This is a genomic window from Arcobacter iocasae, from assembly GCF_042214795.1.
Lineage (GTDB): Bacteria > Campylobacterota > Campylobacteria > Campylobacterales > Arcobacteraceae > Arcobacter > Arcobacter iocasae.
Window position 1 is genome coordinate 1347035 of the sequence record NZ_CP090177.1, and the last position, 14605, is coordinate 1361639.

14 protein-coding genes are annotated in these 14605 nt (G+C 29.6%); 10 read left to right on the plus strand and 4 right to left on the minus strand.

Translation table 11 applies throughout. The features are described 5' to 3' along the window. Positions 1-4: 4 nt before the first annotated feature. The 7 genes from gyrB (at position 5) to aldA (ending at position 8242) form a co-directional block, all read left to right on the plus strand. Positions 5-2323: a DNA topoisomerase (ATP-hydrolyzing) subunit B gene (gyrB, locus tag LXN10_RS06730; protein WP_375725100.1), complete on the plus strand. Its 2319-nt coding sequence runs from the start codon at positions 5-7 to the stop codon at positions 2321-2323. A 150-nt stretch (positions 2324-2473) separates the two neighbouring features. Then, on the plus strand, positions 2474-2977 hold the full coding sequence (locus LXN10_RS06735) for a M48 metallopeptidase family protein (protein WP_375725101.1): 504 nt from the start codon (positions 2474-2476) through the stop codon (positions 2975-2977). A 202-nt stretch (positions 2978-3179) separates the two neighbouring features. Continuing rightward, positions 3180-3575: a DUF3010 family protein gene (locus LXN10_RS06740; RefSeq protein WP_375725102.1), complete on the plus strand. Its 396-nt coding sequence runs from the start codon at positions 3180-3182 to the stop codon at positions 3573-3575. Between the two features lie 307 nt (positions 3576-3882). After that, positions 3883-4896: a TRAP transporter substrate-binding protein gene (locus tag LXN10_RS06745; protein WP_375725103.1), complete on the plus strand. Its 1014-nt coding sequence runs from the start codon at positions 3883-3885 to the stop codon at positions 4894-4896. Continuing rightward, positions 4896-5408 carry a TRAP transporter small permease subunit gene (locus LXN10_RS06750; protein WP_375725104.1) on the plus strand — a complete coding sequence of 171 codons (513 nt, stop codon included), beginning with the start codon at positions 4896-4898 and terminating at the stop codon, positions 5406-5408. Before LXN10_RS06745 ends, LXN10_RS06750 begins: the two co-directional genes overlap by 1 nt. Further along, a complete protein-coding gene (locus LXN10_RS06755) occupies positions 5408-6733 on the plus strand; it encodes a TRAP transporter large permease (protein WP_129100392.1) in 1326 nt (441 codons plus the stop codon). The genes LXN10_RS06750 and LXN10_RS06755 overlap by 1 nt, the downstream gene beginning before the upstream one ends. Positions 6734-6790: 57 nt before the next feature. Then, on the plus strand, positions 6791-8242 hold the full coding sequence (aldA, locus tag LXN10_RS06760) for an aldehyde dehydrogenase (RefSeq protein ID WP_375725105.1): 1452 nt from the start codon (positions 6791-6793) through the stop codon (positions 8240-8242). 159 nt (positions 8243-8401) lie between these two features. Here aldA and rhmD read toward each other — a convergent pair whose 3' ends face one another. Both rhmD and LXN10_RS06770 read right to left on the minus strand, forming a co-directional pair. Beyond that, positions 8402-9586, minus strand: a complete 1185-nt coding sequence (rhmD, locus tag LXN10_RS06765) for an L-rhamnonate dehydratase (RefSeq protein WP_375725106.1) — start codon at positions 9584-9586, stop codon at positions 8402-8404. A gap of 13 nt (positions 9587-9599) precedes the next feature. Then, entirely contained in the window at positions 9600-10496 is an 897-nt protein-coding gene (locus LXN10_RS06770) for a dihydrodipicolinate synthase family protein (RefSeq protein WP_375725107.1), read from the minus strand. Positions 10497-10685: 189 nt separating this feature from the next. Between LXN10_RS06770 and LXN10_RS06775 the strand changes: the two genes are divergently transcribed. Continuing rightward, the gene (locus LXN10_RS06775; RefSeq protein WP_375725108.1) at positions 10686-11459 is read left to right on the plus strand and encodes an IclR family transcriptional regulator; all 774 of its coding nucleotides are present in this window, start codon (positions 10686-10688) and stop codon (positions 11457-11459) included. A 6-nt stretch (positions 11460-11465) separates the two neighbouring features. On the opposite strand, the gene LXN10_RS06780 is transcribed toward LXN10_RS06775, so the two are convergent. Together LXN10_RS06780 and LXN10_RS06785 are read right to left on the minus strand one after the other, a co-directional pair. Further along, a complete protein-coding gene (locus tag LXN10_RS06780) occupies positions 11466-12413 on the minus strand; it encodes a TAXI family TRAP transporter solute-binding subunit (RefSeq protein WP_375725109.1) in 948 nt (315 codons plus the stop codon). A 70-nt stretch (positions 12414-12483) separates the two neighbouring features. Beyond that, positions 12484-13329 (minus strand): DMT family transporter, encoded by an 846-nt coding sequence (locus tag LXN10_RS06785; protein WP_375725110.1) that lies wholly within the window; start codon positions 13327-13329, stop codon positions 12484-12486. Positions 13330-13471: 142 nt separating this feature from the next. Here LXN10_RS06785 and queF point away from each other — a divergent pair, with 142 nt between their 5' ends. Both queF and LXN10_RS06795 read left to right on the plus strand, forming a co-directional pair. Beyond that, positions 13472-13849, plus strand: coding sequence for a preQ(1) synthase (gene queF / locus LXN10_RS06790; RefSeq protein ID WP_375725111.1), 378 nt, complete (start codon positions 13472-13474; stop codon positions 13847-13849). Between the two features lie 9 nt (positions 13850-13858). After that, a complete protein-coding gene (locus LXN10_RS06795; RefSeq protein ID WP_375725112.1) occupies positions 13859-14461 on the plus strand; it encodes a DNA-binding protein in 603 nt (200 codons plus the stop codon). Positions 14462-14605: the final 144 nt, after the last annotated feature.

Below are 14605 nucleotides of genomic sequence, written 5' to 3' on the forward strand. Positions count from 1 at the left end.
ATTAATGAGCCAAGAGTATGGTGCTAGCAATATTAAAGTTTTAAAAGGTCTTGAAGCTGTTAGAAAAAGACCAGGTATGTATATTGGTGATACTAACACTAATGGATTACATCATATGGTTTATGAAGTTGTTGATAACTCTATTGATGAAGCAATGGCTGGATATTGTAAAAATATAAAAATTACTATGACAAAAGATCATTGGATTAGAGTTGAAGATGATGGTAGAGGTATTCCTACAGCTATTCATGAAGGTGAAGGTATTTCAGCTGCTACTGTTGTTTTAACAGTACTTCATGCTGGTGGTAAATTTGATAAAGATACCTATAAAGTTTCTGGTGGTCTTCATGGGGTGGGGGTTTCTGTTGTAAATGCCTTATCTAAAGAAGTAAAAATGACTATTTACAGAGAAGGAAAAATTCATTATCAAGAGTTCTCAAAAGGTATTCCAAAAGCTCCTTTAGAAGTAATTGGTGAAAGTCCTAGAAAAACTGGTACTACTATTGAATTTTTAGCTGATGATTCTATTTTTGAAGTAAATACTTATGACTTTGCTGTTTTAGCAAAAAGATTTAGAGAAGTAGCATATTTAAACTCATTTATCTCAATTACTTTAATAAATGAAATAACTAAAAAAACTGAAGTTTATCATTTTGAAGGTGGTATTAAACAGTTTGTTGAAGATATAAACACTGCAACTGCTGTATCTGATGCAGTAGCATTTAATGACAATGTTGATGGTGTTGAAGTTGATATTGCTGTTATGTATAACGATACTTATGTTGAAAAAACTTTATCATTTGTAAATAATATTAGAACAATTGATGGGGGAACTCATGAGGCTGGATTTAAAGCAGGACTTACAAGAAGTATTGTTAAATATTTAAATGAAAATGCAGCAGCTAGAGAAAAAGATACAAAAATTACAGGTGATGATGTAAGAGAAGGTCTTATTGCAATTATTTCTGTAAAAGTTCCAGAACCTCAATTTGAAGGTCAAACAAAAGGTAAACTTGGAAGTTCTTATGTAAAACCTATTTGCCAAAGATTAACATCTGAACAATTAGATAAATATTTTGAAGAAAATCCAGCACAAGCAAAAGCTATCATGGATAAAGCTTTAATGGCAGCAAGAGGTAGAGAAGCTGCTAAAAAAGCTAGAGATATGACTAGAAAAAAAGATGCAATGACAGTTGGAACTCTTCCTGGTAAACTTGCAGAATGTCAAAGCAAAGATCCAGCTATTAGAGAATTATACCTAGTGGAAGGGGACTCTGCAGGGGGTTCTGCAAAACAAGGTAGAGATAGAGTTTACCAAGCGATTTTACCACTAAAAGGTAAGATTTTAAATGTAGAAAAATCAAGACTTGACAAAATTTTAAAATCTGATGAAATTAGAAACATGATTACAGCTATTGGTTGTGGAATTGGTGAAGATTTTGATGAAGAGAAAATCAGATATCATAAAATCATTTTTATGACGGATGCGGATGTTGATGGATCTCACATTCAAACACTGCTTTTAACATTTTTCTTTAGATTTTTAAGACCTATTATTGAAAAAGGTTATTTATATATTGCTCAACCACCTCTTTATAGATATAAAAAAGGTAAAAATGAAACATATTTAAAAGATGACAATGCCCTATCTGCTTTCTTAATAGAAAATGGTTTAGAGTCATTTGAGTTCCAAGGTCTTGGATACAATGACTTAGTGGATTTATTTAAAACTGTTTCTAGATATAGAGGAATGTTAACACAATTAGAAAAAAGATATTCTTTATCAGAAGTATTAAAACACTTAATTGAAAATTCAAACTTAGTAAATCTAGATTTTACAGCATTATATGAAGAAGTAAAAGGTTTCCTAGAAGCAAAAGGTTATAATATTTTATCTAAGAGATTAACAGATGAAAGTATTCAACTTTTTGTTCAAACAAAAGAGGGTCTTGAAGAGTTACTAATTGATGATGAACTTTTTGCATCACCATATTTTAGTGAAGCTACTTATATTTATAACAAATTAGTTGAAAGAGATTTAACTGTATTTGAAGGTAGAGATTTAGTAGAAATATTAGATGAAATTGAAACTTTAGCTAAGAAAGGTGCCTATATCCAAAGATATAAAGGTCTTGGGGAAATGAATCCAGAGCAACTTTGGGAAACAACAATGACACCAGAAGCTAGAAGACTTCTAAGAGTTACTATTGATGATGCAACAGTAGCATCTGATACTTTCACACTATTTATGGGTGATGAAGTAGAGCCAAGAAGAAATTATATAGAAGAGCATGCCAAAGATGTAGAACACTTAGACGTTTAGTCTAAAAGACATCTTTTAATTAATCTCTGCGTTGGAGATGAGTTTTTACTCAGTTACCTACTTTTAGTAGGCTCCTTCGCAAAAACTCACCTTCGCCTTGACCTTAAATAAAATATGACTTTAAAATTTATATGAAGATTTGATAATTAAATGAAAAACCTAAAATACCTAAACCACTATCCCAAAGATATAATCTCACAAATACAAAAGTTGATTGATAATAAAAAACTTGATAAGTATTTGTTAAATAAATATAAGACTTCACATGATTATAAAAATGATAAAGCGCTCTACTCTTATGCTATGGATTTCAAAAATAGTTATTTGAAGAAGTCACTTCCTCTTAGTAAGGTGATTTATGATGGGAAAATAAATGTTATCAATGATGCTTTGGGTTTGCATACTATTATTTCGCGGGTTCAAGGTGGGAAACTTAAGAGTAAAAATGAGATACGAGTAGGTACTTTGTTTAAAAATGTTCCAGAAGAGTTCCTTAGGATGATTGTAGTGCATGAATTAGCTCATTTAAAGGAAAAAGAACACGATAAGGCCTTTTATAGTTTATGTTGCTTTATGGAGCCTAATTATCATCAATATGAATTTGACCTAAGAGTTTATCTTACATATATGGATTTATATGGGAAACTTTATTAATATATAACAATCTGCAATAAAATCAATCCACTCTAAAAATTTATCTTATACTTCTACAAATCATATGATTAATGTCCCATTTAAAGAAGAACTCGTTCTTCTCTTTAGGATTTGTTTCTTTAATTGGGATTTATTTCCAATGCTAAAAGAAATCATAAAATTACAGTCCCTTTTAAATGGGACATTTAAAAGGAATAATAAAATGAATATATGTGGAATAGAACTAAAAGCAAATCAAACAATCTTAGCAGTTCAGATTGATGGAGAATATAAAGATTTAAAAACTAAAAAAATCACTTTGGAAGATGATGAACTCCAAGAGTCTATAAGAAGTTATTGTAATGACTTATTAGTGTTTTTGACTGAAAATGATATTGAACAAGTATATATCAAAAAAAGAGCAAAAAAAGGAAACTTTGCAGGTGGTGCAATTACTTTCAAAATGGAGAGTTTAATCCAATTAAATCCAAAATGTACAGTTGATTTGGTATCAGCTCAAGCAATGGGAAGTTTTGAGAGAAAAAACAGCGTTGAGTATCCAGAGGCTTTAAATAAATATCAAGAACAAGCTTATTTAGCAATTTTAGCTTCTAAATAAAAAGTTTACAAAAATGTAAGAAAAAAAGAATAGAATTATTAAAAATGTCAAAATTATGTAAGATTTTCTGCTAAATAGTCCATTTTATGTTAATTATTTGTTTATTTTTTTTAAGAAAATTAATCTTTCCTAATAAAAAGTAGCCTAAAAATGGCTCTTCTCTTCTATCAGTACTTATATAAGAACAAGTCCTTATATAAGTATAGTTTAAGCTTTAACATATCATACTTAAGTTTATTAAACAGTAGTTTAAAATAGTATAAATTTTAAACTTGGTTTTTTAAAGTACACAACAAAGGGGAAAAAAATGTTTAAAAAATTAGTAAAGCTATCTTTAGCTATAGCAATGTTTGGTACATTCTTGCAAGGGGCAAGTACATTTACTTTAAAACTACAATCTGCAGATCCATCTGGGTCTATTAATTTTAAGTTACAAGAGAAGTGGGCAAAAACTGTTGCTACAATGACTAATTCTGATATTAATATAGAAGTTTTACCTGTAAATAGTATTGTAAAATATACTGAAACATTAGATGCTATTGGAGCAGGTGTTCTTGATGGAGAAATTTCTTCAATCGCATATTTTTCTGGTAAAGATCCAGCATTTGCTTTAATGGGAAATACTGTTGGTGCGTGGAGTGATCCAAATGATTTAATTTTGTTTATGGAGTATGGAGGAGGAAATGAATTTATGAATAAATTGATGAATCCTTATGGTGTGACATTTGTTTCTGCTATGACAAATGGTTTAGAATCATTAGTTGCAAAAAAACCAATAAGAAGTGTTGCAGAGTTAAAAGGTTTGAAAATGAGAGCACCTGAGGGTCTTGTTCAAGCAGTATTTAAAGCAGCTGGTGCAGCGCCTGTAAACTTACCATATAGTGAAGTATTTACTTCATTAGACAAAGGAGTTATAGAAGCAGCAGATGCATCTACTTTAGCTGTAAATGCTCAAGCAGGACTTAATAAAATTGCTAAATTCCCAATATTCCCAGGTTTTCACTCTATTCCATTAATGGACCTTTCTATTAATACAAAAACTTGGAATAAAATGCCAAAAAATTATCAAGAGATAATTAAAGTTTCTTTTAGAGATTATGTTAGACAAATTATTTCTACAATAAAACTTTCTGATAAAGCAGAAGCAGCAAGAGCAACGGAAACTAAAGATTATACTATTGTAACTTGGCCAGAATCAGAAAAAATAAAATTTAGAAGAATTGCACAAGGTGAGTGGAAAAAAATGTCTACACAATCTCCTAATGCAAAAGAAGCTTATGATCTTATTACTAAGTTCTTAAAAGATAATGGAATGATTTAATGGAAAATCCTGAGCTGAAATATAATAAACTTGACCGATTAATAATTTTAATCGGTCGAAAGATTTGTATTTTTTATATAGTTTGTTTTATCATTATTTGTTATGAAGTGTTCTCTCGATATGTACTTAATTCACCTACTTCTTGGGTTCAAGAGACAACAACTTTGATTGCAGGTATTTTATTTATTTGGGGAGGATTACACTCTTTAACAACTGATAGACATATAAAAATAACTATTTTATATGATATGCTATCAAAAAAATACAAGTATTATGTTGATATTTTAATCTCAACATTATTGATAATTTGTTTAGTATTTATGAACTATTCAGCTTTTTTACTTTTCAAAAGTTCTTGGTTTAAGCCTTGGGGTGCTTTTTATATGGAAACTTCGGGTTCTGCATGGAATCCACCTTTTCCAGCAATATCAAAACTTGTTTTATTTTTGGTTTTAATATTGATGCTTATACAAGTACTTGTTAAATTTATTTCTATACTTAGGAGAAAATAATGTTTGAATTACTTAATATTTCTTCTATGGGAATAGAAGCTGGTAGTTTATTGATGCTAGGAATGATAATTGGATTATTGATTCTTGGCTTACCTTTGGCATTTATAACTGCCTTGGTTGCTGGATTCTTTTTACTTTTTTGGATTGGACCTCAAGCTTCAAGTTTAATATCAACAAGAGTTTATGCCTTTGTTACATCTTATGCCTTTGTGTCCGTGCCCATGTTTGTATTGATGGCCGCCATACTTGATGGGTCAAATATATCAAGGGACTTATTTGCGGCTATGAAATCTTTTAGTGGTAATATAAGAGGAAGTGTTGCTATACAAACTATAGTTCTAGCAGTTTTTTTAGCTGCAATGTCTGGAATTATAGGTGGTGAAACAATTTTATTAGGAATGATTGCTCTGCCTCAAATGTTAAAAATGGGTTATGATAAAAAACTTGCAATTGGGGTTGTTGTATCTGGTGGTGCTTTAGGAACCATGGTTCCTCCATCTATTGTATTGATAATTTTTGGTTTAACAGCAAATGTTTCAATTTCAGATTTGTTTACAGCATCATTTTTACCGGCTTTAATGCTTGCAGGATTTTATATAGCGTATGTATTAATAAGAGGATATTTAAATCCAAGTATGGTTCCTGAATCAGTACAAGAATATGTTCCTTGGAGTGAGAAGATTAAGTCTTTAAAAAAAGTTATTCTACCATTATTGGTTGCAGCAAGTGTTTTAGGAAGTATTTATATGGGTATAGCATCAGTTACAGAATCTTCTGCTATTGGTGTATTGGGTATTACTCTTTCTGTTTATTTAAGAAAAGAACTTACTTGGAAATTGATGGTTGATAGTGCTTATAAAACGCTAGAAACTTGCGGTACTATTATTTGGATAGGAATAGGTGCTACTTTATTAGTAGGTGTATTTAATCTTATGGGTGGAATTGAGTTTGTTAAAGGTGTAATATTAGCACATGGAAGTGGTTCTCCTATTTATATAATATTTTTAATGATGGTAATTCTATTTTTCTTAGGTATGTTTTTGGATTGGGTTGGAATTGTTTTATTAACAATACCTATTTTTATGCCAATTGTTATTGCCTTAGGTTATGACCCTGTTTGGTTTGGTGTGTTGTTTGCTTTAAATATGCAAATAGCATTTTTATCCCCTCCATTTGGAACGGGTGTATTTATTTTAAAAACTGTTGCTCCGCCAGATGTATCATTAGGTGATATATTTAAAGCTGTAATGCCTTTTATAATGTTACAGGCTTTAGCAATTGTTGTATTAATTGTATTTCCAGAAATTGCATTATGGTGGAAATAAAAATATAAATTTTATTTGTAATTATTTGAATATATAAAAGTTAATAAGGAGAAAATTATGTCAGAAAAAAGAGTTTATGAAATGTATATTAATGGAGAGTTTATTTCTAATAAAGGTGAAACAACTCCCGTAATTAATCCTTCAACAAAAGAGATTATTTCTTATATCCCAAAAGGAAATGCAGAAGATGCAAAAGTTGCTATTGATGCAGCACACAATGCACAAGATGCATGGGCAAAATTACCAGCAGTTGAGCGTGGTAATTATCTTAGAAAGATTGCACAAAAAATTAGAGAAAATAGTGATATGCTTGCAAAAACTATCACTGAAGAACAAGGAAAAGTATTAGGTTTAGCAGAAGTTGAAGTTAATTTCACTGCTGATTATTTGGATTATATGGCTGAATGGGCGAGAAGATATGAAGGTGAAATAATCCAAAGTGATAGACCAAATGAAAATATCTTTTTATTTAAATTACCAATAGGAGTAGCAACTGGTGTCTTACCTTGGAATTTCCCATTTTTCTTAATTGCAAGAAAATTAGCTCCTGCACTTTTAACAGGTAATACTATTGTTATAAAACCAAGTGGTGAAACTCCAAACAATGCCTTTGAATTTGCAAAATTAGTTGATGAAATAGATCTTCCAAAAGGTGTATTTAACTTAGTTTCTGGATCTGGTTCAACTGTTGGAAATGAACTTGCAGCAAATGAAAAAGTAGGAATCGTAAGTTTTACAGGAAGTGTTCCAACAGGTGTTAAAATCATGGAAGCAGCTTCTAAAAATGTAACAAAAGTATCTTTAGAATTAGGTGGAAAAGCACCTGCGATTGTTATGGCAGATGCTAATCTTGATATAGCAGTTGAAGCTATCAAGAATTCAAGAGTTACAAATAATGGACAAGTTTGTAATTGTGCTGAAAGAGTTTATGTACATAAAAGTATTGCAAAAGAGTTTGCTGACAGAATCACAAAATCTATGGCTGCTTTAACTTGTGGAAATCCTTTAACAGAACAAGTTGACATGGGACCACTTATTAATGAAGATGCTATTACTCATGTTCAAAAATTAGTAGATTCAGCAGTTGCAGCAGGAGCTTCTATTACAACTGGTGGTAAAAGATGCGATAGGGATGACGGATACTTCTATGAGCCAACAGTAGTAATTGATGTAAAACAAGATATGGATATTATCAAAGAAGAGATTTTTGGACCAGTACTTCCAATCGTAACATTTGATACACTTGATGAAGCTATTGCTTTAGCAAATGATAGTGAGTTTGGATTAACTTCATCAATCTATACACAAAACCTTGATATAGCTATGAGAGCTTGCAAAGAGATAAAATGTGGAGAAACATATATCAATAGAGAAAACTTTGAAGCAATGCAAGGTTTCCACGCTGGATGGAAAAAATCTGGTATTGGTGGAGCTGATGGTAAACATGGTTTAGAAGAATTCTTACAAACTAAAGTTGTATATTTACAATACGATTTAAATAAACAATAATCTATCTATAAAAATAAGTTACCTTTTAAGGTAACTTATTTAAAACTACAAATTCTATAAAAACTATTACAATTAATTATTTCATTTTTATATAAAGTATTTAGATTAATTTTTTTGAAGAGTTATGTGAGATAAGAAATTATCTCACATAGTTAAGAGTTAAGCTTCTTTTTTTACTTCTACTAGATTTTCTCTATTTAAAGTAACACCAAACCCTGGTTTATCAGAAACTTTTAGTCTCCCATTTACTGGAACTGGCTCATCTAATAGTAGTGGATAATATTGTGGTAAAACTTTATCAGCTTTTGGTGCCATCATTAAACATTCTGTAAAAGGTGATGATAGCTTAGTAATAACATAATGGTGGCTATAAACACCACTTCCATGTGGAATAACTAACTTACCTGCTGCTTCTGCGAGATTACCTATTTTGATTAGTTCAGTCATACCACCACACCAACCAACATCTGGTTGTAATATATCTAAATCACACATTTCAATTAACATTTTGAAACCATATTTAGTAGCTTCATGTTCTCCACCTGTGACCATCATAGTATTACCAGCTGCTTTTTTCAAGTCTCTATAAGCCCAATAATCATCAGGATTAAAACACTCTTCAATCCATTTCATACCTAGTTTTTCAGATTCATGCATAAGTTTTTTTGCGTATGGAAGATCTAGTGACATCCAACAATCCCACATTAGCATAAAATCATCACCAACTGCTTCTCTCATTTTTCTTGCGTATTCTATGTTTTTCTTCAATCCTTCTTCACCATCCGCTGGACCATATACAAGTGGCATTTTTCCACCAATAAATCCCATCTCTTTTGCTAAATCTGGTCTAGGACCTGTGGCATAAAACTCTAATTCATCTCTTACTTTTCCACCAATCATAGAATAAACAGGCTCATTTCTTATTTTTCCTAGTAAATCCCAAAGGGCAAGGTCTACAGCAGAAATAGCATTCATTACAATACCTTTTCTACCATAATAAAGTGTTCCTCTGTACATTTGTTCCCACATCTTTTCGATATCTGAGGGATTTTGACCTACAATAAATCTATCTATATGATTCATCACCAACCATGCAGCTGGATAACCACCAGTTGAGATACCAAAACCTACTTTTCCAGTATTATCTTCAACTTCTACTACAATAGTTTTAAGGGCATTAATTCCAAAGCTTGTTCTTGTTTGTTTATATTCAGAAAAAAGGCTCATAGGAGTTGATATTTGTTTAACAATCCAATGCTCTTCACCTTGGTCGTGGTAATCAGCACCACCACCGCTTACTACATAAGCTCGGATACTTTTAATTGTTCTTTTAGACATTTCCATAATTTACCTTTAATTATAAAATATTAAGTTTTTGCAAGTCATTTTTAAGTGCTTTCTTTTTCTCTTCACTTAAAGAATATGCTGGTAATTTTTCATATTTATCTTCTTTTAGTACTCTAAAATATACAGCTTGTTTACAAGCTTGTAAAAGAGGTTGGCTATATGTATAAACTTTCATTGCACTATTCATTTTATCAAAGTACTCTTTTGTAAGTTCTTCATTTCCTTCATTAAAATATTTATATGTATTTACAGTAAATTCAGGTGCAAAGTTTACAGTAGCATTGATAAATCCATCAACACCTAGTTTTAAGGCTTCTATTGCTTGGCTTTCAAAGGCACAAAAAACAGAAAAATCTTTTTTCTCATCTTTTATTTTTAACATTTTTTCAATATGTTTTATATCTTCAACAGTCTCTTTTATCCCTGCTAAATTATTATTATTTAAGGCTATTCTTCTTACAACATCATAAGTAAAATCAAATCCACTCAATGTTGGGAAATTGTAAATAAGTACACTTTTAGATGTTCTATTACATATCTCACTATAGTATTTTACAATTGTATCTTCATCATATACAACAAAATAAGGATTGATAACTAATAATGCTTCCACATCTTTATCTTCTAAATAGTCTATAAATTTAAATGCTTTACTTGAATTTGTTTCTCCAACCCCTACTATAACTTTTATTCTATTTTTTGTATGTGCTAATATATTTTCAACTAAAAATTTCTTTTCTTCAAATGAAAGTGAAAAAAACTCCCCCGTTGTACCTAAAATAGCTACCCCATCTACGCCTTTTTCAATTAAAAAATCTATGTGTTTTTTTATAGAATCAATATCTATTGTTGAATCTTCATTAAATACAGTTATTAAAGGTGGAAATACCCCTTGAATTTTACCCATAAACCTCTCCTTAGTTTTTATATAGTACTTATATAAGTATAAGAACTTATATAGGTTTAGATAAGTTTAATGTTTTTTTTGTATTTTGTCAAGGTAAAATTCTTAGAATTTTTAAATTCTTAGCTTTATATTTTAATATGATATAATATTTTTCTTACGCAATTTTAATGAGTTTTATATGGAGAAATATTGAAGGCACTACATTCGACAACTTCAAGAATCATCAATATTCTTGAGTTAATTTCTAATAACAAAGAAGGTTATACCTTAACTGAAATTTCTAAGCTTTTGGATATACCAAAAACGAGTTTATCACCTATACTTAAAACGCTGGTTTATTATAATTATCTAGCTTATAATGAGATAACATTAAAATATTCTATTTATATTGGGATATTAAGTGTATCTTCTTCTGTTAATAAAAATAATGCAATTGTGAAGTTTATAAAAGAAGAGATGAATAGAATTGTTGCAAGCTGTAATGAAATATGTCAACTAGGGGTTCTTAATAAGCATGAAGTATTATATGTAGAAAAAGTAAATGCTTCTAATCCTATTCAATTAGCAACTTCAGTAGGTGTACAATTCCCCGCAAATTGTAGTGCACTTGGAAAAGCATTACTTTTCAAGCATTCATTTAAAGAGTTGGAAAATGTCTTTCCAGGTGAACTTGAAAGAAGAACAGAAAACACGATTACCTCAATTAAAGACTTGTATGAAGATATTATAAAAATAGACCAAAATGGATATGCAACAGAGAGAGAAGAAGGAATGAAAGAAGTTGAGTGTATTGCGGTTCCTATTATCAAAGATAATCTTGTTTTAGCAGCTATTAGTGTATCTATACCTTTATTTAGAAGTTCTCAAAAGAAAAAAGAAAAAGTAATTGATTTATTAACCCAAAGTAGAAAAAAAGTAGAAAAATATATTGCAAATATGAATGTAAAATCTATTTTTGATTAGGGTCTATTATTTAATCAATCCAATCTCTTTAAAATACTTTTTAGAACCACTATGTAATGGAGCAGATAATCCTTCTAAAAAAGATTTTTTAGTAATAGGAGTAAGTGCTAAATGGGCTTTTTTAAATTCATTAAAGTTATCCATAATTTGTTTTACAACTGTATAAACAGCTTTTTCACTCATATCAGAGCTTGCAACTAATACAGCTTTTACAGCAAAAGTTGGTATCTCATTTGGATTTTCCCTATAAATCCCACCTGGAATATTAGTTTTTGTGAAGTATGGATGTTCTTTAACAAATTTATCAATTTTTGTTCCTGTAATTGGTACGATTTTAGTATCTGTAGAGTTTGAGGCATCTTTAATATTAGCTGTTGGATGACCAACCATATAAAAGTATCCATCAATTTTATTATCTCTTAGGGCATCTGGCATTGCTGAAGCTTTTAGGTTACCAACATATGCTAAATCAGTAGTTTGTATATTTAGAGCTTTAAACATACTTAAAGCTGTCAGTTCATTTCCAGAACCAGGATTTCCAATATTGATTCTTTTGCCTTTTATATCCATGATACTATTTATATTTGCATCTTTTCTTGTAACTAAGGTTAATGATTCTGGATAAATAGCAAGAATTGATCTTAATTTAGGAAATTGTTTATCTTTAAATTTACCTATACCTTTTGACGCTTGATAAACAATATCTGATTGAACAATTGCAAAATCTAACTCACCACTTTTTATTGCATTTATATTATAAACAGAGCCTCCTGTTGATTCAACAGAGCATCTAATATTTGTTTTTTCTTTTACTTTATTTACAAACTTACAGATTGTTCCACCAGTTGGATAATATGTTCCAGTCACTCCACCTGTGCCTATTGTAATAAATTGTGTAGCAAATAATGAAGTGGATAAAACTCCTAAAAATATAAATAATATAAACTTTTTCATAATGACTCTTTTGATTATTTTTTACTTTTAATTATACACATAAAAGCTACAAAATAGGTAAAAAAATATTTTATTTAATTTTTTTATATATTGATATTAATATTCCAAATAGTATTAAAATTGTGGAAATTATCAAAGTAGAAGTTACTTCTTCATTTAAAAATATCACTCCCAAAAATATGGCAAGAGGAGGAATAAGGAGTTGTAAAACACCTGATGTTATTATTTTCATATTTGGAAGTAAGTGGTACCATAAAAGATATCCAATAGATGAAGTTATTCCCCCTGAGATAAAAGCTAAGCTTATTCCATAAGTTGAAATATTTATATTTTTAACAAAAAAGGCAAAAAAGATTAGAACAAAAATAAGAGATTTTGTGAAGTTATCAGTTGTATTTAGAGTGGCATTTGATGATCTTTTTCCAAAGATTGTATAAAGTCCCCAAGCAACTCCTGATATCATCATCAAAATAGAGTGATAAAGCGATACTTCAAACCCTTTACTAGGGTATAATAAATAAATTAAGCCAATAAAAGCCAAACTTATTCCTAAAGCTTTTGTCATATCAATGCTCTCTTTTTTTATCAAGGCTGTAATTATTATGGTAAGTTGTACCATTGCAAAAAGTATTAAGGCTCCAAGTCCCGCATCTAAGTTTATATAAGCAAAAGAAAAACAAATAGCATATAAAAAAAGTAAAAAGGAAGTATGCCAGTTTTTATTTAGGCTTAAATTCAGTCTTTTTTCTTTTAAAAATAAAATGACAAGTAAAGTTAGTGCTCCAAAAAATAGTCTAAAAAATGTAAAAGAGTATGGGTCAATTGAGTTATTAATTAATGCAGCTCTTGCTAAAACTGAGCTAGTTGCAAAGAAAAATAGAGTAAGACAAATGAGGGAAATGAGTTTTATATTCATAAATTATTATATCCTATATATTAAAATTATTATATCCCTTAATATTATGAAAAGATAGTAGTATAACATTTGTAAGAATATTTTTGATAAAATCACATACTTATATTATTTAAAGAAATTTTCAAACAAAAGGCAAGAAACAATGAAATATGGTGAAAAAGAGATAGTAGAATTTGATATTAACAAAGAAGAGAATTTTTGGCCAAATAAAAATGATAAAAATTATGTGATAAATATAGAATTACCAGAATTCATGGCAAAATGTCCAAGAAGTGGTTATCCTGATTTTGCAACAATATTTATACATTACACTCCAAATAAAAAAGTTATAGAACTAAAGGCTTTAAAATTATATATAAACTCATTTATGCTTAGAGAAGTTTCTCATGAAAATGGGGCAAATGAGATTTTTGATACTTTAATGGAAAAATTAGAACCTAAATGGCTAAAAGTAATTGCAGATTTCAAACCTCGTGGAAATGTTCATACGGTTATTGAAATAGACTCAGATAAACTATAAGTTGTGACCTTGGAAAGATTAGTAACTACAGCACAAGCGGCAGAGATACTTGGTATATCTTTACAAGGTGTTCACTATAGAATAAAAAACAATCAACTAAAATCAATAAAACAATCAGGTAAAACTTATGTTTATCTTTGGGATGATAATAGTAAAAAAGAGGGTTACTCAACTTCGGTTGAAGAAGTAGCTCAAAGAAAAGAAGAAGATAATATCTATATACAAAAAGTAATAGAGACAAAAGATGAACAAATAGTTCTTTTAAAAAAATCTGTAAAATGGTTAAGAAGACAGTACCAAGAGGAGATTGAAAGATTAGAAAAAAATCAAGATAAGATTATAAGTGTATTTGATTCTGAGATAAAACTGCTACAAAGTGCCTTTAATGAAATGCGTGCAATTTATAAACCACAATTAGAACCCTTGAGTCCCAAAAAGAAGTTTATATCCCTAGTAGATTTTACATCTTTGATGAAAACTTATAAAAAAAGTGATAAAGAGATAAAGATTTTGATTTTAAAAGCCATTAAAAGAGGTGATAAAAGATTTATTTATAATAAACATACAAAAAAAGTTTTGATTTTAGATGAAGATTTTTCGGATTTTAAATAAAAAAAGAAGTGCTAAGCACTCCTCTCCAGATACCTAAACACACCATAAAAGAAGGTGCCTTGCTATGTTCCCATCCTGGGGCGTTGTCTTCAGATATAATTGTAAAGGTCTAAAGAAGAGCACAAAAAGTACTTTATACTCTTT

Excerpts from the sequence above, each read along its gene's own strand:
- gyrB (WP_375725100.1), top strand. The coding sequence starts at position 5 with ATGAGCCAAGAGTATGGTGCTAGCAATATTAAAGTTTTAAAAGGTCTT.
- LXN10_RS06735 (WP_375725101.1), top strand. The coding sequence starts at position 2,474 with ATGAAAAACCTAAAATACCTAAACCACTATCCCAAAGATATAATCTCA.
- LXN10_RS06740 (WP_375725102.1), top strand. The coding sequence starts at position 3,180 with ATGAATATATGTGGAATAGAACTAAAAGCAAATCAAACAATCTTAGCA.
- LXN10_RS06745 (WP_375725103.1), top strand. The coding sequence starts at position 3,883 with ATGTTTAAAAAATTAGTAAAGCTATCTTTAGCTATAGCAATGTTTGGT.
- LXN10_RS06750 (WP_375725104.1), top strand. The coding sequence starts at position 4,896 with ATGGAAAATCCTGAGCTGAAATATAATAAACTTGACCGATTAATAATT.
- LXN10_RS06755 (WP_129100392.1), top strand. The coding sequence starts at position 5,408 with ATGTTTGAATTACTTAATATTTCTTCTATGGGAATAGAAGCTGGTAGT.
- aldA (WP_375725105.1), top strand. The coding sequence starts at position 6,791 with ATGTCAGAAAAAAGAGTTTATGAAATGTATATTAATGGAGAGTTTATT.
- rhmD (WP_375725106.1), bottom strand. The coding sequence starts at position 9,586 with ATGGAAATGTCTAAAAGAACAATTAAAAGTATCCGAGCTTATGTAGTA.
- LXN10_RS06770 (WP_375725107.1), bottom strand. The coding sequence starts at position 10,496 with ATGGGTAAAATTCAAGGGGTATTTCCACCTTTAATAACTGTATTTAAT.
- LXN10_RS06780 (WP_375725109.1), bottom strand. The coding sequence starts at position 12,413 with ATGAAAAAGTTTATATTATTTATATTTTTAGGAGTTTTATCCACTTCA.
- LXN10_RS06785 (WP_375725110.1), bottom strand. The coding sequence starts at position 13,329 with ATGAATATAAAACTCATTTCCCTCATTTGTCTTACTCTATTTTTCTTT.
- queF (WP_375725111.1), top strand. The coding sequence starts at position 13,472 with ATGAAATATGGTGAAAAAGAGATAGTAGAATTTGATATTAACAAAGAA.